The organism is Sphingobium sp. B8D3A, assembly GCF_025961995.1.
Lineage (GTDB): Bacteria > Pseudomonadota > Alphaproteobacteria > Sphingomonadales > Sphingomonadaceae > Sphingobium.
Window position 1 is genome coordinate 3529092 of record NZ_JAOQOS010000001.1, and the last position, 24242, is coordinate 3553333.

Annotated in this window: 23 protein-coding genes and 1 tRNA gene; 8 read left to right on the plus strand and 16 right to left on the minus strand. The window is 65.9% G+C overall.

The annotated features are described in order from the left end of the window. Positions 1-10 precede the first annotated feature (10 nt). A complete protein-coding gene (locus M2342_RS16325; RefSeq protein ID WP_264579855.1) occupies positions 11-496 on the plus strand; it encodes a DUF3237 domain-containing protein in 486 nt (161 codons plus the stop codon). On the opposite strand, the gene M2342_RS16330 is transcribed toward M2342_RS16325, so the two are convergent. Continuing rightward, positions 489-1034, minus strand: coding sequence for a MarR family winged helix-turn-helix transcriptional regulator (locus M2342_RS16330; RefSeq protein ID WP_264579856.1), 546 nt, complete (start codon positions 1032-1034; stop codon positions 489-491). The two genes, M2342_RS16325 and M2342_RS16330, sit on opposite strands and share 8 nt — an antisense overlap. A gap of 213 nt (positions 1035-1247) precedes the next feature. On the opposite strand from M2342_RS16330, the gene M2342_RS16335 reads away from it, so the two are divergent. The 4 genes from M2342_RS16335 to M2342_RS16350 all read left to right on the plus strand — a co-directional run bounded on the left by M2342_RS16335 (position 1248) and on the right by M2342_RS16350 (position 7144). Next, positions 1248-2624, plus strand: a complete 1377-nt coding sequence (locus M2342_RS16335) for a spinster family MFS transporter (protein ID WP_264579857.1) — start codon at positions 1248-1250, stop codon at positions 2622-2624. 125 nt (positions 2625-2749) lie between these two features. Next, positions 2750-4882, plus strand: a complete 2133-nt coding sequence (locus M2342_RS16340) for a TonB-dependent siderophore receptor (protein WP_264579858.1) — start codon at positions 2750-2752, stop codon at positions 4880-4882. A gap of 6 nt (positions 4883-4888) precedes the next feature. Continuing rightward, entirely contained in the window at positions 4889-6079 is a 1191-nt protein-coding gene (locus M2342_RS16345) for a PepSY-associated TM helix domain-containing protein (RefSeq protein WP_264579859.1), read from the plus strand. Between the two features lie 96 nt (positions 6080-6175). Further along, complete coding sequence (locus M2342_RS16350; protein ID WP_264579860.1) at positions 6176-7144, plus strand: hypothetical protein; 969 nt, start codon at positions 6176-6178, stop codon at positions 7142-7144. Between the two features lie 49 nt (positions 7145-7193). Here M2342_RS16350 and M2342_RS16355 read toward each other — a convergent pair. The 14 genes from M2342_RS16355 to M2342_RS16420 all read right to left on the minus strand — a co-directional run bounded on the left by M2342_RS16355 (position 7194) and on the right by M2342_RS16420 (position 20338). After that, positions 7194-7269, minus strand: a tRNA-Phe gene (locus M2342_RS16355). A 158-nt stretch (positions 7270-7427) separates the two neighbouring features. Further along, positions 7428-7628 carry a DNA gyrase inhibitor YacG gene (locus tag M2342_RS16360; RefSeq protein ID WP_264579861.1) on the minus strand — a complete coding sequence of 67 codons (201 nt, stop codon included), beginning with the start codon at positions 7626-7628 and terminating at the stop codon, positions 7428-7430. Beyond that, a complete protein-coding gene (locus M2342_RS16365) occupies positions 7618-8655 on the minus strand; it encodes a ribonuclease (RefSeq protein WP_264580066.1) in 1038 nt (345 codons plus the stop codon). Before M2342_RS16365 ends, M2342_RS16360 begins: the two co-directional genes overlap by 11 nt. Next, positions 8642-9214, minus strand: coding sequence for a Maf family protein (locus tag M2342_RS16370; protein ID WP_264577270.1), 573 nt, complete (start codon positions 9212-9214; stop codon positions 8642-8644). Before M2342_RS16370 ends, M2342_RS16365 begins: the two co-directional genes overlap by 14 nt. A 50-nt stretch (positions 9215-9264) precedes the next feature. Further along, positions 9265-9516 (minus strand): translation initiation factor IF-1, encoded by a 252-nt coding sequence (infA, locus tag M2342_RS16375; RefSeq protein WP_181558542.1) that lies wholly within the window; start codon positions 9514-9516, stop codon positions 9265-9267. A 79-nt stretch (positions 9517-9595) separates the two neighbouring features. After that, positions 9596-10867, minus strand: coding sequence for an adenosylmethionine--8-amino-7-oxononanoate transaminase (locus M2342_RS16380; protein WP_264577269.1), 1272 nt, complete (start codon positions 10865-10867; stop codon positions 9596-9598). Next, positions 10864-11511: a dethiobiotin synthase gene (gene bioD / locus M2342_RS16385; RefSeq protein ID WP_181558540.1), complete on the minus strand. Its 648-nt coding sequence runs from the start codon at positions 11509-11511 to the stop codon at positions 10864-10866. Before bioD ends, M2342_RS16380 begins: the two co-directional genes overlap by 4 nt. Beyond that, positions 11508-12650, minus strand: a complete 1143-nt coding sequence (locus M2342_RS16390; RefSeq protein WP_264577268.1) for an 8-amino-7-oxononanoate synthase — start codon at positions 12648-12650, stop codon at positions 11508-11510. Before M2342_RS16390 ends, bioD begins: the two co-directional genes overlap by 4 nt. A 139-nt stretch (positions 12651-12789) precedes the next feature. Next, a complete protein-coding gene (locus M2342_RS16395) occupies positions 12790-14901 on the minus strand; it encodes a sodium-translocating pyrophosphatase (protein ID WP_264579862.1) in 2112 nt (703 codons plus the stop codon). Between the two features lie 448 nt (positions 14902-15349). Beyond that, positions 15350-16270 carry a thiamine-phosphate kinase gene (gene thiL, locus M2342_RS16400; RefSeq protein WP_264579863.1) on the minus strand — a complete coding sequence of 307 codons (921 nt, stop codon included), beginning with the start codon at positions 16268-16270 and terminating at the stop codon, positions 15350-15352. 1 nt (position 16271) lies between these two features. Continuing rightward, positions 16272-16721: a transcription antitermination factor NusB gene (nusB, locus tag M2342_RS16405; RefSeq protein WP_264579864.1), complete on the minus strand. Its 450-nt coding sequence runs from the start codon at positions 16719-16721 to the stop codon at positions 16272-16274. Between the two features lie 81 nt (positions 16722-16802). Next, positions 16803-18092: a histidinol dehydrogenase gene (hisD, locus tag M2342_RS16410; protein ID WP_264579865.1), complete on the minus strand. Its 1290-nt coding sequence runs from the start codon at positions 18090-18092 to the stop codon at positions 16803-16805. Continuing rightward, complete coding sequence (gene hisG, locus M2342_RS16415; RefSeq protein WP_264579866.1) at positions 18082-18744, minus strand: ATP phosphoribosyltransferase; 663 nt, start codon at positions 18742-18744, stop codon at positions 18082-18084. The genes hisD and hisG overlap by 11 nt, the downstream gene beginning before the upstream one ends. A gap of 304 nt (positions 18745-19048) precedes the next feature. After that, positions 19049-20338, minus strand: coding sequence for an adenylosuccinate synthase (locus M2342_RS16420; protein WP_264579867.1), 1290 nt, complete (start codon positions 20336-20338; stop codon positions 19049-19051). A 368-nt stretch (positions 20339-20706) separates the two neighbouring features. On the opposite strand from M2342_RS16420, the gene M2342_RS16425 reads away from it, so the two are divergent. From M2342_RS16425 to M2342_RS16435, 3 genes are all read left to right on the plus strand, one after another. Beyond that, positions 20707-21537, plus strand: a complete 831-nt coding sequence (locus M2342_RS16425) for an alpha/beta hydrolase (RefSeq protein WP_264580067.1) — start codon at positions 20707-20709, stop codon at positions 21535-21537. An 89-nt stretch (positions 21538-21626) separates the two neighbouring features. Then, positions 21627-21992, plus strand: coding sequence for a hypothetical protein (locus tag M2342_RS16430; protein ID WP_264571890.1), 366 nt, complete (start codon positions 21627-21629; stop codon positions 21990-21992). 112 nt (positions 21993-22104) lie between these two features. Beyond that, a complete protein-coding gene (locus M2342_RS16435; RefSeq protein WP_264579868.1) occupies positions 22105-23406 on the plus strand; it encodes an MFS transporter in 1302 nt (433 codons plus the stop codon). A gap of 27 nt (positions 23407-23433) precedes the next feature. Here the strand turns inward: M2342_RS16435 and M2342_RS16440 are convergent, their stop codons facing one another. Beyond that, positions 23434-24165: a hypothetical protein gene (locus tag M2342_RS16440; RefSeq protein WP_264579869.1), complete on the minus strand. Its 732-nt coding sequence runs from the start codon at positions 24163-24165 to the stop codon at positions 23434-23436. Between the last annotated feature and the right edge of the window lie 77 nt (positions 24166-24242).

Sequence of the window (24242 nt, forward strand, 5' to 3'; positions counted from 1 at the left end):
AAGGACATTCATGACTGACGATCCCCTCGCCCTTCGCTGCGATCATGTCTTCGACATCCGCATCAATTTCGACAAGCGCTGGGCGACTGGCGCCATCCATGCGGGCGGCCCCAATCACGGCTACACGTCCGTAGGCGAAGGCAGCACCGTCGAGGGGCCCCGCCTCAATGGCAAGCTGGTCGATTATAGCGGCGCAGACTGGCCGGTGGTCCGCACCGACAAGGTGGTGGAGCTCAATGCCCATTATATGATCGAGGCGGATGACGGCGCGCTGATCTATATTCGCAACCTTGGCTATGTGCACGGTCCGCTGGATCTACCGGATGGCACCAAGACATCGTCCTATTTCCGCTGCACGCCCTATTTCCGCGCGCCGGACGGGCCGCATGGCTGGCTCAACCGCACCGTGATCGTCGGCGTTGGGCAGCGTCGCCCGAAACTGACGCCCGACGACGCGCCGGACCATTCGCTGTTCCGCTATTACGCGATCACTTAACCGCGTCGGTCGACACCGGTTGCGAAAGCACAACCAGCTGCTCGCCGATCTTGGCGAGCAGCTGGTTGAGCGTCTCGCACTCCTTGTCGGAGAGTTTCGCGGTCAGCAGTTCATGAAAGGCTTTCCGCTCGGCCAGCGCCGCGCGGTATCGCTCCAGCCCCACGGGAGTCATCTTGAGAATGGGCGCCCGCCGATCATGGGGGTTCTCCATGCGCAGCGTGTAGCCCTTCTCTTCGAGGGTGCTGACGGCGCGGCTGACTTCGGCCCGATCGACCCAGGCCATCTCGGCCACCTGCCGAACCGTTCCGCCCTGGTGCATCGTGGCGAGCCGCGCCATCACCCGCCATTCCGCATAGGTGATGTCCTCAATCTCCGCGAGATTGCGAATGGTCAGCCGATCCATGATCTTGGCGATCAGCGTCATCCGGAACGTCGGATAGTTCAGCTCATCAAGGTTCCAGCCGGGGAGCTGGACCTCGTCCGCCGAGCCTGCTTTACGACCGCTCACCTTCGACTGCGCTTTCTCATCGCTCATCATTCAAATCGCTGCCCCCTTGCCCGGCCCACGCCCCAGCGGTCAAGCTGCGGCCTCCGCGCGCCCAAGCCACGTCGCGAAATCCTACCACTGCAACAATTGCGCGCCAAAAGCAATTCATTGAGTCATCAACAGTCTTGCGTCGCCGACTGGCCGGTCTATACCGTCTGCGCGCAGGCAAGCGCCCTTCGTCCCACCCCCTATTGCGCAGGCCCCATGACCAACGACGCCTCGACACCTTCACAACAGCGACATTATGGCCCCGGCTATCGCGCCATGCTGCTGGCGCTGATCATGCTGGTCGCCGCCTTCGCCTATATCGACCGGGTGATCGTGCAGACGCTGGGCCAGCCGATCAAGGAGGATCTTGGCCTCACCGATTTCCAGCTCGGGCTGCTGGGCGGGCTCGGTTTTGCCATCCTCTATTCCACGCTGGGCTTGCCGATCGCGCGGCTGGCGGAACGACGCGACCGGATCACGATCATTTCCGTCTCGGTGGGGCTGTTCTCGCTGATGAGCGCGCTGTGCGGGCTATCGGCAAATTTCTGGCAGCTCTTCCTGTGCCGGATCGGCGTCGGCATCGGCGAGGCGGGCGTGCAGGCACCCAGCACCTCGCTCATCGGCGATCATTTCCCGCCGCATCAGCGCGGCTTTGCAATCACCATGATGCGGCTCGGCTCCCCACTCGGCTCGTTCATCGGTGCGCTGGCGGCGGTGTGGATCGCCAAGGACCATGGCTGGCGGACCGCGATGATCGCGGTATGCGGCCCCGGCCTCATCGTCGCCCTCCTCTTCCGCCTGTTGTTGCGCGATCCGCCCAGAGGTTTAAGCGATGGCCTGAGCAACGGCGCCCGGCCGACCAGCAAAGCCGCGACGCCGCCCCCTCCGATGGGAGAGGTGATGAGCATGATGGCGCGCAAGGCGGTGTTCCGCAATCTGCTCATCGGCCTCGCCCTTTCTAGCATGGCGCTCTACGCCGGCGGTGCTTTCACGGCGCCGTTCTTCATGCGCGTCCATGATCTCTCGATTACGCAGGCCGGCGTCTATGTGGCGATCATTTCGTCCACGGCGGCCACCGCCGGTATGGTGCTGGGCGGCGTCGGGATCGACTTCATCGCCCGGCGCGGACAGCATTGGTATGCGCTGCTGCCCTTTTGCGGCATCGCTACCAGCGTGCCGCTCTATCTGATCGGCTATTCGCTGGGCAGCCCGCTGCCGGCGCTCGTCTGCCTGACCGTGGCCGGCGTCTTCCTGTTCTTCTATTCGGTGCCGACCTTGGTCGCCCTGCAGAACCTCGTCGCGCCCAACGCGCGGACGACGGCGGCCTTCATCTACTTCTTCATCGCCACGCTGGTCGGCGTTGGCCTCGGCCCGCCGATCATCGGCCTGGCGAGCGACATCTTCGCCGGTTTCGCAATGCCCGGCTTCAAGAGCGTCTGCACGGCCCCCCGCCTGACCGGCGCCTGCGCGACAGCCTCGGCCTGGGGTGTGCGCCACGCCCTGCTGGCCAGCATCGCGCTCTATGCGCTGGCTGCCTTCCATTATTGGCGCGCGGCCTGCGCGCTCAAGCGGGACGCCAGCCTATCGGCCTAATCGGACGTAGCCCTAAATCCTGAACCGAGCGCAATTCTCCTTTTCTTGCGGCAAGGGATTGCATCGCCCGAACAATCGACATAGTTGCGACTTACTCGCATTATCGATTCATTCAGGGGGCTGTCTTGTCTTTTCTCCGATCCGTTCTGCTGGCGTCCGTCGCGCTGTCCGCTGCCCCCGCTATGGCCCAGATGGAAGGCGCCCCGGCGGAAGCTGGCGCGGATAGCGACGACACGATCATCGTGACGGGCCGCGTTCAGCGCCTCTACCGCGCGGATGAGACGACGGTCGGCAAGGCCGCCGAAGACCCCATGAACATCCCACAGGCCGTGCAGGTCATCAAGTCCGAGCTGTTTGCCGATCAGGGCGCGCGCGATGCTACCGACATCTATCGCAACATCTCCGGCGTGAGCGCCTTCAGCTATGCCGGCGTCACCTTCCGCGGCTTCCGTCAGGACCAGTCCTTCTACGATGGGCAGCGCGGCAACCCGTTCATCGGCTTTTCCGTGCCGCAATTGTTCAACATCGAGCGGGTGGAAGTGCTCAAGGGGCCGTCTGGCCTGTTCTTCGGCCCCGGCTCGCCCGGCGGCATCATCAACTATGTCTCCAAGACACCATCCGACAAGCGCGGGCTGCGTATGGTCGTGACCGGCGGCAATTACGACCGCGTCGGTATCTCCGCCGAGGCGACAGGGCCGATCGATGCCGAGGGCATCGTCACCTATCGCGTGGGTGGCTTCTATGAGTCCATGGACCCTTACCGGCTCAACACTCAGAACAAGTCGCGCATCGCCGACGCTGGCATCGCCATCAAGACCAATGAAGGCGGCAAGCTAACGCTGCAGGCGACCATCTATGACAATGAGCTGCGCGCCAATCGCCTGCGCGGCGTGCTCGTCGATGATGCCGGCAATTTCCTCACCGACATTCGCTGGAACGCCAATGAGCCGACCGACTTCCTGCACCTGACGAGCGAAGCCTATCAGGCGCGCTATCAAACCGCGATCGGCGAGCGGGTGACCTTCGATGCCGGCGTGCGTTACTTCACCGCGCGCGAGGTCCAGCAATATCATGAGCCGCGTGGGCTGGACCCCAACAATTCCGATCTTGTCCGCCGTGAGTTCCGCGACCAGATCCGCCCGGTCGATGGCCTGTCCTTCATGGCCAACGCCACAGCGCGTGTCGATCTGTTCGGCATGGAACATAAGTTCCAGGCGGGTGCGGACTGGTATGACGAGACGAACCTTCTCGACTCCCGCATCCTGCGGGCCGGGGTCAGCTCGCTCAGCCTCTCCAACCCGATCTACGGTGCAGGCAAGGGGGATGCCGCCCGCGCCGCCCTTTTGCCCTTCACCACCACCGACACACGCTCGAAGCGGCGCGGCGTCTATCTGCAGGACCAGATCAGCCTCACCGATGCGCTGCTGCTGGTCGGCGGGATGCGCTACGACTGGTTCCAGGACAAGGTGACGACCAGCACCGGCGGGACCGTCAGCAGTCGATCATCCTACACCGATAATGATGTCAGCTTCCGCACCGGTCTGATCTTCAAACCCCGACCGGACGTTTCGACCTATGTAAGCTGGTCGCAGAGCTTCGAGCCGCAGAGCGCTGCCAGTCAGGACGCCAATGCGGGCGGCCCCTTCGCGCCGGTGACTGGCAATCAAATCGAAGGCGGGATCAAGACCGAGCTGCTCGACGGGCGCATTCAGGCGAATGCCGCCGTGTACCGGATCGTGCGGCGGAACATCCTGCAGGTCGATGCCACCCGCGCGCCAGTCAACGGTGTCGATCAGTTGGCGCCCATCGGCGAAGTGACCAGCAAGGGGTTCGAGATCGACCTCGCCACAGACATCACGCCCAACTGGGTGTTGCTCGTCAACTATGGCTATAACGACGCCCGCATCACCGACACGGCCCCCGGCCAAGCCATTACCAATGCCGTCGGTGACCGGTTCGCCAATGCCCCGCGCCACAAGGTCGGCTTCTGGACGCGCTATCAGCTGCCCGTCATCGACACCGCTTTCGCCTTCGGCGGCGAGCATGTCTCGCGCCGCATCAGCCTATCCGGGCAGACGGTGAAGCCCTACACGATCTTCGACGCCTCGATCACCAAGGGGCTGGGCTTTGCCGAGGTGCTGCTGCGGGTGGATAACATCTTCGACACGGTCTACGCCGCCTCGGGCTTCAGCGCGCAGAGCGGGCACTTCCCCGGCGAGCCGCGCACCTTCCTCGCCGAGCTGCGGTTCAAGTTCTAAGCGTTCATGACAAGCGCCCGGAAGCCCAAACCCCGTTCGATCTGGTGGCGCGTCCATAGCTGGGCGGGGCTGAAGCTCTCGATTTTCCTGACCTTCATTCTCGCCACCGGCACGCTGGCGGTGTTTGCGCATGAGATCGACTGGCTGGTGACCCCGGCCATGCGCGTCACCCAGCAGGATGGGCCCGTGGCAAGCTGGGGTGCCATTGCGCAGGCGGCCGCCCGCGCGGAGCCGGAGGGGCGGCTGCAGATGGTCCACGCCCCGCTCGATCCCTGGTTCGCCGCGGAGGCGTGGGTGGACATCGGCAAGGGTTCGCCTCGCCGCGTCTATGTCGATCCCTGGGAAGCGCAGGTGACCGGCACGCATGGCTGGGCCAATGTCCACCGCTTCCTGCGGCAAGTGCATCGCCACCTCATGCTGCCGACCAAGATCGGCATTCCCATCGTCAGCGCGCTCTCGCTGGTGCTGCTGGCATCGCTGGTCACGGGTATCGTGACGTACAAGAAATGGTGGCGCGGCTTCTTCCGCGCGCCAAGACGCGGGGACTCACGGCGCTTTCATGGCGACCTGCACCGCCTCGCCGGCCTGTGGAGCCTGTGGTTCGTCGCGCTCATCACGCTGACCGGGCTCTGGTATCTGGTCGAAACGCTCGGCGGTCGGGCGCCGGTGCCGGAACTGCCCGAGATCGCCGCCGCCACTGCGCCGCCCCCGACCGGCGCCGCGCTGGATCGACTGGTCGCGGTCGCCCATGCGGCCAAGCCGACACTCTCGATCAGGGAAATCCGCTTCACGCCGGACAATGGCGTCATCTTCCTCGGGCAGGATCAGGCCTGGCTGGTGCGGGACCGCGCCAATGGCGTCGCCGTCGATCCCGCGACCGGCCGCGTGACCGCCCTGCTGGATGGGCGCGACCTCGACGTGCATCAGCGCATCTCGGAAATGGCCGACCCGCTCCATTTTGGCGACTTCGGCGGCCTGCCGACCAAGCTCGTCTGGTTCCTGTTCGGCGTGCTGATGACCGGCCTCGCGGTCACCGGGACAATCATCTACGCCCGCCGGCTGCAGAAGGCCGACGGCATGGAGGGCGGCGCCCTGCGCGCGGCCTGGGCCGGCATGGGCGTCTGGGCCTATATCGCCACCGCGCTCATCCTGCTGGCGCTGGTGCTGACGCCCGGAGCAATCGGCGGCGCAAGCTGAAGACGACCTGCATTGCCTAACAATTTTATGTAGCCAATGCCCGCCCCGCGCGGCACTGTGCGCCCTATGAAGATCGTGAGAACAAGGGCGTTGCGAGTGAAGGCTGTTCGGAAAATCATCCTCTCCGGCATGATGGCTTTAGCGGGCGTCGCTGGCCTCAGCGCCTGCGCGACCAGTGGTCTGCCAAAGGCAGTGTCGAACGAGACGCCCCTCGGCTCCGGCCCTTTTCCGGTGACCCCGTCCACCGATGCGCGCCTGCCCGATCACACGATCTATGATCCCCTGCGGGGGCGCACGCAGCCAAAGCAGAAGCTCCCTATCGTCGTGTGGGGCGTTGGCGGCTGTCTGGACAAGGGCACGTGGTTCCGTTGGTTCCTCAGCGAGATCGCCTCCCACGGCTATCTCGTGGTGTCGAACGGCAAGATCGGCGCGCTGGAGGATCAAAGCTGGCGGCCCGAGCCTGCGCCCAACCAGGGCCCGCCCGATCCGGCGACGGCACCGCCCGCCCCGACATCGGCCCGGCAGCTGATCGCCGCCCTCGACTGGGCCATCGCCGAGAACAGCCGCGCCGGCAGCCCCTATCAGGGCCGCATCGACACGGCGAACATCGCAGTGATGGGCATGTCCTGCGGCGGCGTGCAGGCGATCGAGGCAGGTGCCGACCGGCGTGTAACCACCACCGTCGTGTGGAATATGGGCCTGTTCCCTGACGATTCCGGCCTCAATGCCACCGCCGGCGGCAAGGCGCTGGTCAAGGCCGATCTGGCCAAGCTGCATGGCGCGGTCGCCTATATCAGCGGCGATGAGATGGATGTCGCCTTCCCCAACGCGAATGACGACTTCGCCCACCTGCCGAACATCCAGGCCCTGCGCGCCTATCGCAAGCAGACCCCGCATGAGGGCACCTATTGGGAGAAGAATGGCGGCGAATTCGGCAAGGTTGCCGTCGCCTGGCTGGACTGGCGCCTGAAGGGCGATTCACAAGCGCGCGCCATGTTCGTTGGCACCGATTGCGGGCTGTGCCGCAACCCGCGCTGGGTCGTGCGGCAGAAGAACTTGCAATAGCGCAGCGCCGGCCTGCAACGGGCAGCAGACTTTCAGATGCTGAGGAAAGTGGTGCCCGGGGACGGAGTCGAACCGCCGACACTGCGATTTTCAGTCGCATGCTCTACCAACTGAGCTACCCGGGCACGGGGATCGCCTCTGGTGCAAGACCCGGCGAAAGAGCGTGCGCTATAAGCATGGTCGCGGGGGCATGTCCAGCCCCGTTTCGCCCTTTTCCGTTCAAGAAAGTGACGGGAGCCGAAGATGCGCATTCCGCCCGCATTTGGCGGGCCTTGCGCGCCGGTCAGCCCCGCGAAGCGTCCTCATTGGCGGGACCGGCACTGCCGCCTTCGCCATCCTCGTCATCATCGGCACGAACGGGGACGCGATAGCCCTCATCCATCCAGCCGATCAGATCACGGTCGCGGCAGCCGCGCGAGCAGAAGGGGCGAAATTCCTGCACGCTCGGCTGGCGGCACAAGGGGCAGACGTTCTTAATGGGCATGATGCGTCCCGAGCGTCAGGGCGTCGTCGATGCGCAGGTCCAGCGACCCGCCGCGCCGGCGCTCCAGCAGCTTTATCCAGTCCGGATGGGTGCGGATATCCTTCGCGACAGCCGCAGGCACCGTCAGCACGACCGGCCCGCCTCCGCCGCCGGCGGTCTCCTGCCGCTCAGCCGCGCGCAGCGCCGCCATGCTCGCCGCGCGCACTGGGTCGGCGCGCAGCAGTTCCATGAGCGAGGGCCGCTCGCGCTTGCGGATGATCTGCACGAAGCCAAAGCCGTTGACCGCCGTGCGCTCGAAGGGCTGGGGCAGATATTTGTCGATCTGCGCCGCCGCGATCAGGCGCTCGTCCTTGTTGTTCATCGTTGGCAGATCGATGCCGATCGACCCGGCTATGCCCATGCGCGCAATCGCCTGCGCGGCAAGCTTGGCGCCCTTGGGGCCGAGCTGGGCGGGCGGCGCGGCACCGTCGACATCGATGAGTGTCATCGCCGGCGTCGGGAAGATGCGTAATGCGGCATCCTCGGCGCCCACCTCACCGCTCATCGCCTCGGCCAGCAATTCGCTCCAGCCGGCCGCTTCCATCCGGTCGGCCTCATGCGCCGGGCATGGCACGATAGGCACGCCGCTCGCCTGCAGCCGCTGGAGCAGGCTCGGCCCGGGACCGGCCTGCACGCCGAGCTGCGCGATGCGCCCCTTGGCCAGCTTTTCGCGCGCCTCGTCCAGCCCCGGCTCGGCGATAGCCTCGCGCAGGATCTCGACGCGCACGGGCGCGCCTTCCGCCACCTTGGGCGGGATCGGCTCGATCAGGACCATCTCGCCGCTATCCAGCCGCGCGATGCCGCGCTTGCGGGCAATGAGCGTGCGAACCAGCCGCCCGGAATGAATGCCGCCGGCGCGGGCGCGCTTGTCTTCCCGCTCGATCTGCGCCTCGACGATCCGCCCGCCCCTCACCAGCGCGGCGCGGGCCTCGCCAATGCCCTCTTCATAGAGCCAGTGGAGCGTCGTGGGTATATCAGTCACAAGAATAGCCTGCTGAAAGGAGGAGCGTGCGCGTTTCGTAAAGTGGCAGGCCAATCACGCCGGACGGACTGCCGGAGAGGGCGCGGATCAGTCCCGCCGCGCGTCCTTGAATGGCGTAGCCACCAGCCTTGCCGTCCCACTCGCCGCTGGCGAGATAGGCGTCGATCTCCTGCGGGTGCAGGCGCTTGAAGGTGACGGTGCTGGTCGAGAGCTTGTGGCGCGCCTTGCCCTCGGCATCGATCAGCGTGACCGCACTCAGCACGCGATGCCGCCGACCGGAAAGCAGCGTCAGGCAGGCGCGCGCCGTGGCTTCATCCTCCGCCTTGGGCAGAATGCGCCGCCCGCAGGCCACCACCGTATCGCCGCTCAGCACCAGCGCGCCGGGATGACGTGCCGCCACCGCCGCGCCCTTCTGCGCGGCCATGCGCGCGGCATAGGGCGCCGGCAGTTCGGTCTTGCGCGGCGTTTCATCGATGTCGGCAGGGTCCACGCCATCGGGCGTCACGCCGATCTGGGCGAGAAGGTCCAGTCGGCGCGGCGAGGCGGATGCGAGAATGAGGCGCATGGAGTCGCCTGTCCGGCTATCGCGGGGCGGAGGCGCCGCCGCGCTGCCGATCAGGGCTGGCCGGGGCCAGGGCCGCCGCGGCCGGGCATGTAGCGATAGGTGATCCGGCCCTTGGTTAGGTCATAGGGCGTCAGCTCGACCAACACTTCGTCACCGACGAGCACGCGGATGCGGTTCTTGCGCATCTTGCCTGCGGTGTGACCGAGGATTTCGTGATCATTTTCCAGACGGACGCGGAACATGGCGTTGGGCAGCAGTTCAACCACCTGCCCGCGCATCTCGAGGAGTTCTTCTTTGGCCATAATCTTCCAGTTTTTCGCGAATGGCGCCCCATAGCCGCAAAAGCGCGGATTGGGAAGCGATTGAGCCGTCCGGTGAATTTCAGCGCGTGTGCCAGTTCGGGCGGGTATCCACCGCGTCCGCAATGACGGAGAAAGCCTGCGCAATCTCGGCCGGCGTCGTGCAATAAGGCGGCATGAGATAAATGGTGTTGCCAAGCGGCCGAAGCAAGAGCCCCTGCGCCAGCGCATGCGCCCGCAAGCGGGGGGCGACGTCCGAGAGATAGCCGCCATCGGGCACCACCATGTCGATGGCCGCAATGGCACCGATCCGCCGGGGGTTGTGCAGGCGGCCATGGCCGGCGAGCGTTGCCAGCCCTTCATCAAGGGCCAAGCCCAGCGCGGCGATGCGCCCCGGCACATCCTCGTCTCGCCAGATCGCCAGATTGGCATTGGCCGCCGCGCAGCAGACCGGGTTGGCCGTGAAACTCGATGAGTGAAAGAACATCGTCGCGCGGTCCATGCTGCGGTGCGACTCGAAAATTGCTGCGCTGGCCAACGTCGCCGCCAATGGGACTGCGCCTCCGGTGAGCCCCTTCGCCAGGCAGAGGATATCCGGCGCCACGCCGGCCTGTTCGCAGGCAAAGAGCGTGCCGGTGCGGCCCCAGCCGGTCATCACTTCATCCACGATGAAGAGCACATCATGCTGCGCACAAATTTCGGCAAAGGCGCGGAGTGTTTCGGGTGGATAGAAGAGCATCCCGCCGGCCCCGAGCACCAGCGGCTCGACGATGAACGCGGCGGGCTTCTCGCCCGTCCGGCACAGCCGTTCCAGTGCATCGAGACTGGCCTGCACCTGCCCTTGCGCGGGAAAGGGCACCGTCTCCACGTTGAACAACAGCGGCGCATAAGCACGATTGAACACGCCGCGCTCGCCCACCGACATCGTGCCGATCGTGTCGCCATGATAGCTATGCTCGAGCACCAGCAGGCGGTGCCGCGCCTCGCCGCGATTGTGCCAATGGCCGAGCGCCATTTTGAGCGCCACCTCGACAGCCGTCGACCCACTGTCCGAGAAGAATACATGGTCGAGGCCGGGCGGGGTCAGCGCCACCAACGACCGGGCCAGCGCCTCCGCCTGCGGATGGGTGTAGCCCGCGAAGATCATCTGATCGAGCGTGCCCGCCTGCGCCGCGATGGCCGCCGCGATGCGCGGTTCGCAATGGCCGTGGGTGATGACCCACCAGCTTGAGATGCCGTCGAGCAGCCGATGGCCGTCATCGCAGGTCAGCCACGCGCCGCAGGCCGAGACGATCTGCGGGATCGGCTCGCCAAGCCCATGCTGGGTAAAGGGATGCCAGACCGGGGAGGTCATGACGGCCCACCCAGGGCCATCCGCACGGCAGCCAGATCGATATGCGCGTGCATGGCCTGCCGCAGATGCGCCGCATCGAGCGGGTCCAGCATCGGCAGACGGCCGAAGCTGCGCACGCCCGTCAGCGCCGGCACGATCGCCTCATTATCAGGATGTACCTCCCCGACGAAGATCAGCCCGGCAATGGCGATGGACCGCGCTTTCAGCGCCTCGATGCTCAGCAGGCTGTGGTTGATCGTGCCGAGCCCCGTCCTCGCGACGAGCAACACCGGCGCGCCCCAGCCCGCGAACAGGTCGATCATCAGCATCGACGGATCGCGGCGGACGGGCACCATCAGGCCCCCGGCCCCCTCGACGATCAGGGGACGCGCAGGTGGGAGGGTTAGACGGGACGGGTCCAGCACAAGCCCCTCCCGCTCGGCGGCCAGATGCGGCGAGGCCGGGAGCGCGAGCCGATACGCCTCCGGGAGGCACTGGCCCGGCGCAACGCCGAGCGTCACCGCATCCGAACTGTCCGTGCCATCGGCCGTGCCGGCCTGGATCGGCTTCCAGTAGGAAGCGCCCAGAGCCGCAGCGAGACCGGCCGCAACCACCGTTTTGCCGATGCCGGTATCTGTGCCCGAGACGATGAGGGCGCCGCTCATGCCGGCACCTGTCCGAGCGCTTGCTGCAACGCTTCCCCCAGTTCTGCGATGATCTGCTCATCGACATTCAGCGTGAGCGACACGCGCAGGCGCGCGGTGCCGCGCGGCACCGTGGGCGGGCGAATACCGCGCACATCGAACCCGGCCTGCTGCAGCAAGGCCGCAACCTGCATCGTCCGCGCATCGTCCCCCAGCACGATCGGCAGGACCTGGCTGGCAGGCGCGGGAAGCCCCAGCGGCGCGCATAAATGCTGCGCAGCATGGTCGATCAGATCGCTCAGGCGCGCGCGCAGATCGTCGCCCTCCAGACCGCGCGCCAGCGCGGCCTGCACCGCAACCGCCATCAGCGGCGATGGCGCCGTCGAGAAGACGAAGCTGCGCCCGCGATTGACCAGCAGATCGATGATCGGCCGGGCGGCCGTCACCAGCGCCCCCTCCGCGCCCAGCCCCTTGCCGCAGGTGTGGAGCGCAATGACATTTTCCGCCGGCTCAAGATGCGCGCCCAGGCCCCGCCCGCCCGGCCCGTGAACGGCGGTGGCGTGCGCCTCGTCCAGCACCAGCATCGCATCATGCCGCGCAGCGACGGCAGCAAGGTCATCGACCGGCGCCCTGTCACCGTCCATGGAATAGAGCGTTTCGGCGACGATCCACACCCGCCCAGTGCCCCCCTCGCGCCGCCAGCCGGCAATGGAGTCGGCAAAGGCGTCGGCATCGTTATGCTGCGCGAGCACGGAGCGGGCCTTGCCGAGCTTCATCCCGTCATGGGCACTGGCATGAATGAGCGAATCCGCGACGACAAGATCGCCTGGCCCCGGCAGGCCGGCAAGAATGGCGATGTTCGCGGCAAAGCCATTGGCCAGAAACAAAGCCGCCTCGCTGCCGAATATCTGCGCGGCCTGCGCCTCCAGCGCCTCATGCTCCGGCGCATTGCCGCGCAGCAGCCGCGACCCGCCCGACCCGACCGGCACACCCCGCGCCAGCGCATCGGCCACCGCAGCCGCAATCGCCGGGTCGCTAGCAAGGCCGAGATAGTCGTTAGATGCAAAATCATGGCCCGCGCGCGGCATAAGGCGCCGCCGGCGCGCGCGACGCTCCAAAGCGTCAAGCTGGGACTGGAAGGAGGCAAGCGCAGAAGACATGGCGGGCGCTATAGCGTCGGCGCCTCCGGCTCGCCAGCATCGCGGAGAGGGCCCATCGGCCAAGACGTGAAAAGCCCGCCCGGACAAGATCCGGACGGGCTTTCCTCCTCTCCCGTTTCCGGGATGTGCGCCGGGATCTTTACATCGCCCCGTGCGCCAGTGCGGCGAGCAGAAGCAGCGCCACGATATTGGTGATCTTGATCATCGGGTTGACCGCCGGACCGGCCGTATCCTTGTAGGGATCGCCGACCGTGTCGCCCGTCACGGCAGCCTTGTGGGCCTCGGAGCCCTTGCCGCCATGATGGCCATCCTCGATATATTTCTTGGCATTATCCCAGGCGCCGCCGCCACTGGTCATCGAGATAGCGACGAACAGGCCGGAAACGATGACACCGAGCAGCAGCGCGCCCAGTGAAGCAAAGCCCTGCGCCTGCCCGGCCACGGCGGTGATGATGAAGTAGACCGCAATGGGCGTCAGCACCGGCAGCAGCGAGGGAATGATCATTTCCTTGATCGCCGCCTTGGTCACGATGTCCACGGTGCGGGCATAATTGGGTCGGGACGTGCCCGCCATGATGCCCGAATCGCTGCGGAACTGCTCACGCACATCCTCGACCACCGCGCCCGCTGCCCGGCCCACGGCAGTCATGCCGAATGCACCGAAGAGATAGGGCAGCAGCGCCCCCAGCAGCAGACCCACGATGACGTAGGGATTGCTCAGCGAGAAATCGACCGCGATGTCCGGAAAGTAGATTTCCAGATCCGCCGTGTACGCCCCGAACAGCACCAGTGCGGCCAGCGCCGCCGAACCGATGGCATAGCCCTTGGTCACCGCCTTGGTGGTGTTACCCACGGCATCGAGCGCATCGGTGCGGTGGCGCACATCATCGGGCAAGCCCGCCATTTCCGCGATGCCGCCGGCATTGTCGGTCACCGGGCCATAGGCATCGAGCGCGACGACCATGCCGGCCAATGCGAGCAGCGAGGTAGCCGCGAAGGCCACGCCGATGATCCCGGCGATCTGGTAGGTCGCGATCACCGCGATCGTGATGACCAACGTCGGCAGCGCCGTCGATTCCAGGCTGATCGCCAGACCCTGGATCACATTGGTGCCATGGCCTGTGACGCTCGCCTTCGCGATGGACTTGACCGGGCGATAGTTAGTGCCGGTGTAATATTCCGTGATCCACACCAGCAGGCCGGTGACGATCAGGCCGATCAACATGCACCAGAACAGCGCCATGCCGGTATAGCCACCGGTGCCATCCAGCCCCGCGCCGATCGCCATATCCATGTCGCCCAGCACGCGCCAGGTGACGTACCAGATGCCGCCGACCGAGAGCACCGCCGTCATCCAGAAGCCCTTATAGAGCGCGCCCATGATGTTCTGCGACTTGCCCAGCCGCACGAAATAGGTGCCGATGATCGAGGTGATGATGCAGATGCCGCCGACGACCAGCGGCAGTGACATCAGCGCCATGAGTTGCGCAGACGGCGCATCGACCAGCAGCGCGATGGAGACCATGGTGAGGCCGAGCGTCACCACATAGGTCTCGAACAGATCGGCGGCCATGCCGGCGCAGTCGCCGACATTGTCGCCGACATTGTCCGCAATGACCGCCGGATTGCGCGGATCGTCCTCGGGAATGCCGGCCTCGACCTTGCCGACGAGATCGGCGCCCACATCGGCCGCTTTGGTGAAGATGCCGCCGCCCAGACGCGCGAAGATGGAGATGAGCGAGGCGCCAAAAGCCAGCGCGGTCAGCGCGGCGATGATCGAGCGATCATTGGGCGCGAGGCCGCCCGGACCGGTCAGATACCAGAACGTCCCGGCGATGGAGAGCAGGCCGAGGCCGGCCACGAGCATGCCGGTCACCGCGCCGGACCGGAAGGCCAGCGTCAGCCCGCCCTGCAGGGATTCGCTCGCGGCCTGCGCGGTGCGGACATTGGCCCGCACGGAAATGTTCATGCCGACATAACCGGCGACGCCCGAGAGCACCGCGCCGATCAGGAACGAGACGGTGGAGAGCAGGCCGAGCGTGAAGAAGAGAATGATGGCGACGATGACGCCGACGATAGCGATGGTGGTATATTGTCGCCCGAGATAGGCTTTGGCGCCTTCCTGAATGGCACCCGCAATTTCCTGCATCCTGGCACTACCGGCCGGCGCGCTCAGCACCTGGCGACTGGTCACCAGACCATAGATCACGGCAAGCAGGCCGCAACCAATGGCGATCAAGACCGAGGTCATATCGCGTTCTCCCCTGTGACGGTGCCCGGGCGTTGACCGCCCATGTTCGGCTTTGGAGCGGAAGGTAAAGCGCTCTCCCGTGCCGTCAAGCGGTTAAACGGAAGGGGCGGGATCGGGACTATGCGTCCGTTCGCATCGAGCGAAGTCGAGATGCCGCAAGCGCCGCCCGCTGGGCGGGGTGTCTCGACTTCAGCTTACGGCTGAAGTTTATCCTGAGCGCCCGCCCTGCGGGCAGTCGAAGGGCTCGACACGAACGGGGCATCGGCCTTGCAATCGGCCCAGCGGCCGCGTCCACCTCCTAGTCGGTTCGTCCTGAGTAGCCATTGAGCCTGCCAAAATGGCGTATCGAAGGACTGCTCAGGGCGCGATGCTTCGATACGGCGCTTCGATACGCGCCACGGCGCTACTCAGAGCCTACTCAGCAGGAACGGAAGCTGGAGCGCGACCATCAGCCGTGCTCGTAGCCCAGCCGCGCCGGCAACGGCACTGCCTTGCCATCAAGGCGCAGCGTCAACCCCTCGCCATGCTTGAACCGCCCGACCTCCAGCAGTCCGCGCGGCGGCGCCAGCGTGCCGGGCAAGGCAACGAGCAACACATAATCATCGCCAGCCGTCGCAGCAGCAAGCCGCGCCTCGATGCCGTTCCCGCGCAGCGACACATAGGCATCGGACAGCGGCACCTGATTGATCTCCACCGCGCAATCGCTGGCCAGCGCCATACGTTGCGCATCAATGAGCAGCCCGTCGGAGACGTCCATCATCGCATGGGCCTGCGACGAGAGCGTCTGCCCGAGCGTGATGTGCGGCGTGGGCACGCGATAGGCGCGGATCAACTCCGCCGGCTCCTTCAACCCCTCAGCGAGCAGCGCCAACCCGGCGCCCGCATCGCCAATCGGGCCGGAAACGAACAAGCGGTCGCCCGGTCGCGCGCCGGTGCGCGCCGGCACCTGTTCATGCGCGGGCACCTCGCCCATGGCGGTCAGGCTAAGCACGCGCGGCGCGCCCGCCGGCAGCTTTACGGTATCGCCGCCAATGAGGTGCATGCCGAAACTGCGCAGCGCCCGCCCCAGCCCATCGAGGAACCCCTCGTCCCAGCGGGGCTGACCGGTCAATCCGTAGTTCAGCAGGCAGGCAACAGGCACCGCGCCCTTGGAGGCGAGATCGGAGAGATTGACCGCCGCCAGCTTCCATCCGACGGTTTCGGGCGGATCGTCGGCGCGGAAATGCACGCCTTCGACCATCGTGTCGCTGGTGATGACGAGTTGCTGCCCCATGGTGGGCATCACCGCCACATCGTCCATCAGGCCGCGCGCCGCGGGGTCGCTCGCCATGGCGCGCAGACGGCGGAGAAGGTCCGCCTCGCCGCTCATCTCAGGTGCGCACGCTCTTGGCGATGCCGTCGAGCAGGCCGTTGACGAAGCCGGCCTCCCGCTTGTCATAGAAGGCGTGGGCGACATCGACATATTCGCTGATGACGCTCGCCGTCGGCACGTCGGCGCGAGCGATTAGTTCATAGGTGCCGGCGCGCAGGATCTGCCGCATCGGCTTGTCGAGGCGCTCCATCGACCAGCCCTTGGCCAGCCGGTCGATGATATGCTGGTCGATCTCGTCGCGGCGCGCGTCCACGCCCTTCACCACATCATCGAAGAAGGCCTGTTCGGCCGGGTGATAGGTCACGTCCTCGATGGTTGCGCCAAGGCGGTGCTGATGGAACTCGTGGAGGAGCAGCGGCAACGGCGTGCTTTCCATCTCCTGCTGGTAGAGCGCCTGCACGGCCGCTAGCCGCGCCGCAGAGCGGGACTTTGATTTCGTTGGCTTCATTGCGTCCTTCATATCGGTTCGGGCGCGCGATGGATACGGGATTTCACCATCCCGTTCCGCGCGCCCCTGCATCGGGTCTGTCTATTTCAGCCGCACCGCCACGCTGGCCGCGTGGGCCGGCAGCCCCTCCGCCTGCGCCAGCGCCAGCGCTGCCGGGCCGATGGCGCCGATGGCCCGCGCATCGAGCTGCAGGAAACTGGTGCGCTTCATGAAGTCCAGCACGGAAAGCCCGGAGGAGAAGCGCGCGCGGCGCCCGGTCGGCAGCACATGGTTCGGCCCGGCGACATAATCGCCGATTGCCTCCGGCGTCATCCGGCCCATGAACACCGATCCGGCATGGCGCACCTTGTCGAACAGCGGCTGCGGATCGTCCACGGCCAGTTCGAGGTGCTCGGGCGCCAGCCGGTCGACCAGCGGCAGCGCGGCCTCAAGGTCCGGCACCAGGATGATCGCGCCATTATTGGTCCAGCTCACCCGCGCGCGAGCGCCGGTTTCGAGCCGATTGAGCCAGTCCTCGACCGACGCGGCCACCGCCTTGGCAAAGGCCGCATCGTCAGTGAACAGGATCGACTGGCTGGTCTCGTCATGCTCCGACTGGCTGAGCAGATCGGCAGCGATCCATTCGGGATCGTTCTTGCCGTCCGCGACCACCACGATCTCGCTCGGCCCCGCCACCATGTCGATGCCGACAACGCCGTAAACCTGCCTCTTGGCTTCCGCGACCCAGGCATTGCCCGGCCCGACGATCACGTCCACCGGCTTGATCCGCGCCGTACCATAAGCCAGCGCAGCGACGGCCTGCGCGCCACCGACGCGCCAGATTTCGCTCACGCCAGCGATGTGCGCCGCCGCCAGTACGGCAGGGTTGAGCTGCCCGCCCGGCGTCGGCGACATCATCACGATGCGCTCGACCCCCGCCACCTTGGCCGGAATCGCATTCATCAGCAGCGAGCTGGGATAGGCGGCCAGCCCGCCCGGCACGTAGATGCCTGCCGCTTCCACAGCGTTCCACCGCGCGCCGAGCCGCACGCCGGCCTCGTCGGTCCAGCCGGCATCTTCCGGCTTCTGCTTTGCGTGATAGGTGGCGATCCGCTCAGCGGCGAGATTGAGCGCATCGCGCAGCGGCGCATCGATCTGCGCATAGGCCTGGGCGCATTGTTCGGCGCTGATCGACCAACCCTGCGCATCAAGATCGAAACGGTCGAACCGCGCGGTCAGGTCGGCCAGCGCGGAGTCCCCCTCGGCCCGCACGCGCCGGACGATATCGCGCACAGCCTGTGCGACATCCTCATCCGCCTCGCGCCGGGCGTTGACCAGCGCCTCGAACTGCGCAGCGAACCCCGCATCACGGGCATCCAGCTCAAGCGGCACGGCTGGCCTCCACGGCAGCGCGGAAGCGCTCGACCATTGGCACCAGCTCGGCAGCGCGCATCTTCATCGCCGCCCGGTTGACGATGAGTCGCGCGGAAATGTCCATGATCTTCGCGGTTTCAACGAGGCCATTGGCCTTGAGCGTCGCGCCGGACGAGACCAGATCGACGATCCGCCGCGCCAGCCCGAGCGAGGGCGCCAGTTCCATCGCGCCATTCAGCTTCACGCACTCGGCCTGGATGCCCAGCGCCTCATAATGCGCGCGGGTGAGATGCGGATATTTGGTCGCGACGCGGACATGGCTGGCCGCCCCGAGCACCTCGGGCACCGCATCGGCCGGCTCGGCGACAGACAGGCGGCAATGGCCAATATCGAGATCGACCGGCGCATAAAGCTCGGAATAGCCGAACTCGGCGATCACGTCCGATCCCACGATGCCGACCTGCGCCGCGCCATGCGCGACGAAGGTCGCCACATCGAACGCGCGCACGCGGATGATGGACAGGCCCTCGACATTGGTCGCGAACCGCAGCGCCCGGCTTTCCTTCTTATGGAACTCCGCCTCGGGCTCGATGCCCGCGCGCGCCAGCAGCGGCAGGGCCTCTTCGAGAATGCGTCCCTTGGGAATGGCGAATGTGATGGAGCGGCTCATAGCCGGCGCGCTTTAGGCCCTCACGCGCGAAACTGCAATTGCGGGCCGCATTCGCTCCTCAAGGCAACGGATTGGCGCCCGAGGCATTGGTCAAAGAGATAAGAAGGAGACTGATGACATGGGTAAAGGTATCTTGCTGTGGCTGATCGGGATCCCGATTCCCATCATCATCCTGCTCTACCTGCTCTTCTGACCTGAAGACCATGAAGGCGGACCGATGCCGGACAGGAAGCTCCGTCCGGCGTCGATCTGCCTTTTTCCTTACGAAAGCATGCTGGCGCGCCAACGCGCGCCCCGCCTGTCCTCAATCCTCGAACGGATCGCGCACCAGGATTGTGTCCTCACGCTGCGGTGAGGTCGAGACGCTGGCGACCGGGCATTCGATCAGCTCTTCGATGCGGCGGATATATTTGATGGCCTGCGCCGGGAGGTCCGCCCAGGAGCGGGCGCCGACGGTGGTGCCTTCCCAGCCCTCCATCTCTTCATACACCGGCTCGACTGCGGCCTGATCGGCCGCGTGCGCGGGCAGATAATCGATGATTTCGCCATTCAACCGGTAGCCGGTGCAGATTTTGATCGTCTCGAACCCGTCGAGCACGTCGATCTTGGTGAGGGCAATGCCGGTGACGCCGGAAAGCGCGCAGGTCTGGCGGACCAGCACCGCGTCGAACCAGCCGCAGCGGCGCTTGCGGGCCGTGACGGTGCCAAATTCATGGCCGCGCTGACCGAGACGCTCGCCGGTCTCGTCCACCAGCTCGGTCGGGAACGGGCCGGAGCCAACGCGCGTGGTGTAGGCCTTCACGATCCCCAGCACGAAGCCCGCCGCACTCGGCCCCATGCCGGAGCCCGAGGCGACCGTGCCGCTCACCGTGTTGGAGCTGGTGACGAACGGGTAGGTGCCGTGGTCCACATCGAGCAGCACGCCTTGCGCGCCCTCGAACAGGATGCGCTTGCCGCCCTTGCGCACATCGCGCAGCCGCTTCCACACCGGCTCGGCGAACTGCAGCACGAAGGGCGCGATCTCGCGCAGATCGGCGATCAGCTTGGTCCGATCGATGGGGGGCTCGCCAAAGCCGGCGCGCAGCGCATCATGATGGGCGCAGAGCCGATCGAGCTGCGGCTCCAGCGAATCAAGATGAGCGAGATCGCAGACCCGGATCGCACGGCGGCCGACCTTGTCTTCATAAGCCGGGCCGATGCCACGGCCCGTGGTGCCGATCTTGCCCTTGCCGGCCGCCGTCTCGCGTAGGCCGTCAAGATCGCGGTGGATCGGCAGGATGAGCGGGCAATTGTCGGCGACGGCGAAATTGTCGCGCGTCACATGCACGCCCTGCCCCTGCAGCTTCTCGATCTCGGCCTTGAGCGCCCAAGGATCGAGCACCACGCCATTGCCGATGATGGAGAGCGTGCCAGTGACGATGCCGGAGGGCACGAGGCTGATCTTGTAGACCTGCTCGCCGACGACGAGCGTATGCCCGGCATTGTGACCGCCCTGGAAGCGCACGACGCAATCGGCGCGGCTGGCCAGCCAATCGACAATCTTGCCTTTGCCTTCATCGCCCCACTGGGCGCCGATCACGGTTACATTTGCCATGGATACACGTCTCCGCCTGCCGGGCGGATCGCGACCACCCTTCGACAGGACTCGGTGGTCGGACTGGATCAAAGCGGGCGCGCCATCGCACCCGGTCCGGGGCGCCCGTTAGCCGCTCGACGGACCTCCCGTCAAGGCAGGTGCGGCGAGCAGGCATGGCAGGAGATCGGGCAATTCACCCATGGCGAACATCCGTTCATCGCATTGTAAGGCAAAGTTCCCGATCAAAAGGCCTGGCATTTTTGAAAGTCAGGCTCATGATTCGCTCTCATTTACCTCGCGTCACGCTCATCGCCGCAATCGCGGCCACGGTCGGTGTTACCAGCCTGCCCGCCGATGCAAGCCTGCGCGATCGCATTCGCGAGCGCATGGCCGGGCGGATGCAGCAGGATATCGCAGCCGACAAGACGGTGGACGGGCGCGAAATGGCCTATGGGCGCGACCCGGCGCAGACCCTCGCCTTCTGGCCCGCTGTTGGGCAGAGGTCCGCGCCGGTGCCACTCGTCATCTTCGTGCATGGCGGCGGATGGCAGCATGGCAACAAGACCAATGCCACGGGCCAGCGCAAGGTCGCGCATCTGACGGCGCAGGGCTATGCGCTCGCCTCCATCGACTACCGGCTGGTGCCGCAGGCGACGGTCGAGCAGCAGGCGGCGGATGTGGCCAGCGCCCTCGCCTATGTCATCGCCAACGCGGACAAGCTGAACATCGACCCCCGGCGGATCCTGCTGATGGGGCACAGCGCGGGCGCGCATCTCGTCGCTTTGGTGGGCACGGACCCGCGCTATCTGCGCGAGGCCGGTCTGGCACCAGATGCCGCCGCCGGCATCGTGGCGCTGGATGGCGCCGCATATGACGTGCCGGCCCAAATGAAGTCCGGGCCGCGCATCATGGGCAAGACCTACACAGAGGCCTTCGGCAACGATCCGGCCCGGCAGAGGGCTCTCTCTCCGACGCTGCACGCCGCTGCGCCCAATGCGCCGGCCTTCCTCATCTTCCATGTCGACCGCGAGGATGGCACCGCGCAGGCCCGCGCGCTGGCCGAGGCTCTGCGAAAGGCCGGAACGCCGGTGCAGGTCGACCGGTTCGAGGGCAAAGGCCTGCAGGGCCACATGGAAATCAATCGCCGGCTGGGCGACCCGGATTATCCCGCCACGCCGGTGCTCGACAAGTGGCTCAAGGCGCTCTTCGCGCGCTGAGCGCGGCATAAGCCGGCGATAAGGGTCGCAATCGCGGTCGCGCCGGCCTATCATGCCCGCCCTAGCAAGAACGCCCCGGAGATAGACCCATGCGTGTTTTCCTGATCGGCCTGGCCACGCTCTCGCTCGCTGCCTGTGGCGGCGGCGCCAGCCAACAGAATAGCGCAGGCGCAGCCAACAATGCCGCGCTGGCCAGCAATGCGATGGACAATGCCGCCAACGCGATCGACCATGTCGCGGCCATCGAAAACCTCTCCGAAACGCAGCAGCAGGCGGTCTTCCTGCGCGCCATTCGCGATGCCGATATTTCGTGCCGCGACGTCACGAAGGTCGAGCGGCTTGAGCCGGAAGGCGGCGTGCCCACCTGGCGCGCCCAGTGCGATCAGGGCGATGCTCATCTCATCATGGTCCAGCCCGACGGCAATGCGCAGGTCATGTCGCGCCCCACGCGCTGACCGCGCCCTGCCGGCTGGGTCGTCAGCCAGGCCATTGCACTTTGCCGATGAATCTCTAGCATCCTGAGCGGCCGGACAATCAAGCCGCAGGGGACGCGTCATCAGCCTGATATTGAGCGAGAGCAAGCGGCTGCGCATCGGCAGCATGATGACCTTCTACGTGGCGCAGGGGCTTCCGCTCGGGCTTTTCCTGACCGCGGTGGCAGCCTGGCTTGCCTCCAACCAGATGCCGCCTGCCGCCATCGCCTCGCTGGTGGCGACCGCCTATCTGCCGTGGAGCTTCAAGTTCATCGGCGCGGCGCTGATGGATCGTTATGCCTATCTGCCGATGGGACGGCGGCGCGCCTGGCTGATCGGCTCCCAGGCCGTCATCCTGATCGGCCTCACCGTCGCCGCGATTGCTGCGCCGGGGCCGCAGGATCTCGGCCTCATCACCGTGCTCGGCGTTCTCATCTTCTCCGGCGGCGCCATTCAGGACGTGGCAGTCGATGGCCTCGCGGTCGATATTCTCCCGGATGAAGAGCAGGGAACGGCCAGCGCCTTCATGTTCGGCGGACAGGCGCTGGGCATGGCCATTGGTGGCGCGATGGGGGGCTATCTGCTCCAGCATTATGGCGCCGCGATCGCCTTTGCCGCCTTCCTGCCCTTCAATGCCGGCTTCCTGCTGCTCGCTCTGGTGCTGCGCGAGCGGCCGGGCGAGAAGCTGCTGCCATGGACAAAAGGCCGCGCCTCGGCCGAGGCGCTGAGCGCCCACGGCCTGCCCTGGCTGCGCATCCTCGCCATCACCTTCCGCTCGATGATCAAGCGCGACAGTCTGGTGCTGCTCGCCGCCAGCGTGCTTGGCCGCGCGGTGGGTGGGGCATTCACTGCCTTCTGGCCGGTCTTCGCGACCACACAGGCGAATTTCAGCACCAGCAGCTATTCGGGGATGGTCGCCACGGTCGGCCTGTTGGTGTCGATCTCCTGCATGGGCGTCGGCTCCCTCCTCGTCGGGAAGATCGGGCCCCGCCGCGCGACCGTCATCACCTATGCCGGCTATGCCGTCATGTCGCTGGTCTTCCTGCTCTCGCCCGAGGTCGCGATGATCGGCACCGTCTTCGTGCTGCTCTCCATCGGGCGCGAGGCGACGGACATTCTGACGTCGATCAGCTCCAACCCGCTGCGGATGCGCCTGTCCGACAAGCGGGTCGGCGCCACCCAGTTCACGATCTATAATTCGCTGTCCAACCTGCCGGTCGCGCTGGGCGCCAGCCTTTATGCGTGGATCTATGGCGCGAGCGGCCTTGCCTGGCTGATGGGCATCCTGATCGCAATGACGGTGCTGAGCTGCGTCATCTTCGCCATGCTGCGCATCGGTGAAGTGGCTGACACGCCCGCCTCCAATGAGGACGACCTCATCCCGGTGATCAACTAACCGGCCACGGGCGTGCCGGCCAGATCGTCAGGCCGCCTCGTAAAATGTCCGGTAGGTATGCAGTTCATGCACACCGGTGACGATACCAAAACGGTTCATATACTCCTCCGCCTCGCGCGCCGCCTCGCGGAAATCATAGGTCGCGCCGATGGGCTTGGTGTGACGGAGCGCCGTCCCGTCGACAACCCCGGTCTTCCAGCCTTTCTTCTCCGCAAGCACCGGCCACACCGGGTCCAACCCCCAGCCATATTTCAGCGAGGGGAAGGGAAAGACAATGTCGAACACTTCCCGGCGAAAGGCGACCAAAGGGCCGACCTCCGTAAAGTTCGTCTCGCGCACCAGCACGCCCTTGCGCCGCCGCATGATGTCCCAGCCCCAATAAGAGTAGGCGCGCTGCGCGGGGCCACAGATCTTGAGTTCGGCATATTCGGCGAGCGCAAGGAAGGTGTCCATGAACTGGTCGGGCAGCTCGACATCATCGTCGGTCATCACCACCCAGTCGAATTCGCTAAGGTCATGCCGCGCTAGGAGGACATTGGTGTTGTCCAGCTTGCCGAGATTATCGACGCCCTTGCTGTCAAAGGTGATGCGGTGTCGCTCGCTCTGCATCCGAGCATAGATTTCGCCCAGCGATTGCGGCGAGCGGTTCGATTGAACGCCGACCACGAGAACCCGCAAGCTCGGCATGGACTGGAAGTGCTGGGAAGCCCGAAAGCGGGCAATTTTGGGATCGATGGCCCGATCGTGGAAAACGTCCACCACCCGGCCTGAGAGATTCCTCGCGGTTCGACTCGCCCGACCCTTGATCCTCTTCAAAATTGCCATGCACGCACTCC

Excerpts from the sequence above, each read along its gene's own strand:
- M2342_RS16430 (WP_264571890.1), top strand. The coding sequence starts at position 21,627 with ATGCGTGTTTTCCTGATCGGCCTGGCCACGCTCTCGCTCGCTGCCTGT.
- M2342_RS16330 (WP_264579856.1), bottom strand. The coding sequence starts at position 1,034 with ATGATGAGCGATGAGAAAGCGCAGTCGAAGGTGAGCGGTCGTAAAGCA.
- infA (WP_181558542.1), bottom strand. The coding sequence starts at position 9,516 with ATGGCCAAAGAAGAACTCCTCGAGATGCGCGGGCAGGTGGTTGAACTG.
- bioD (WP_181558540.1), bottom strand. The coding sequence starts at position 11,511 with ATGAGCGGCGCCCTCATCGTCTCGGGCACAGATACCGGCATCGGCAAA.
- M2342_RS16425 (WP_264580067.1), top strand. The coding sequence starts at position 20,707 with ATGGCCGGGCGGATGCAGCAGGATATCGCAGCCGACAAGACGGTGGAC.
- M2342_RS16370 (WP_264577270.1), bottom strand. The coding sequence starts at position 9,214 with ATGCGCCTCATTCTCGCATCCGCCTCGCCGCGCCGACTGGACCTTCTC.
- M2342_RS16380 (WP_264577269.1), bottom strand. The coding sequence starts at position 10,867 with ATGACCTCCCCGGTCTGGCATCCCTTTACCCAGCATGGGCTTGGCGAG.
- M2342_RS16345 (WP_264579859.1), top strand. The coding sequence starts at position 4,889 with ATGACAAGCGCCCGGAAGCCCAAACCCCGTTCGATCTGGTGGCGCGTC.
- M2342_RS16390 (WP_264577268.1), bottom strand. The coding sequence starts at position 12,650 with ATGTCTTCTGCGCTTGCCTCCTTCCAGTCCCAGCTTGACGCTTTGGAG.
- M2342_RS16360 (WP_264579861.1), bottom strand. The coding sequence starts at position 7,628 with ATGCCCATTAAGAACGTCTGCCCCTTGTGCCGCCAGCCGAGCGTGCAG.
- thiL (WP_264579863.1), bottom strand. The coding sequence starts at position 16,270 with ATGAGCGGCGAGGCGGACCTTCTCCGCCGTCTGCGCGCCATGGCGAGC.
- M2342_RS16420 (WP_264579867.1), bottom strand. The coding sequence starts at position 20,338 with ATGGCAAATGTAACCGTGATCGGCGCCCAGTGGGGCGATGAAGGCAAA.
- M2342_RS16325 (WP_264579855.1), top strand. The coding sequence starts at position 11 with ATGACTGACGATCCCCTCGCCCTTCGCTGCGATCATGTCTTCGACATC.
- M2342_RS16335 (WP_264579857.1), top strand. The coding sequence starts at position 1,248 with ATGACCAACGACGCCTCGACACCTTCACAACAGCGACATTATGGCCCC.
- hisG (WP_264579866.1), bottom strand. The coding sequence starts at position 18,744 with ATGAGCCGCTCCATCACATTCGCCATTCCCAAGGGACGCATTCTCGAA.
- nusB (WP_264579864.1), bottom strand. The coding sequence starts at position 16,721 with ATGAAGCCAACGAAATCAAAGTCCCGCTCTGCGGCGCGGCTAGCGGCC.
- M2342_RS16395 (WP_264579862.1), bottom strand. The coding sequence starts at position 14,901 with ATGACCTCGGTCTTGATCGCCATTGGTTGCGGCCTGCTTGCCGTGATC.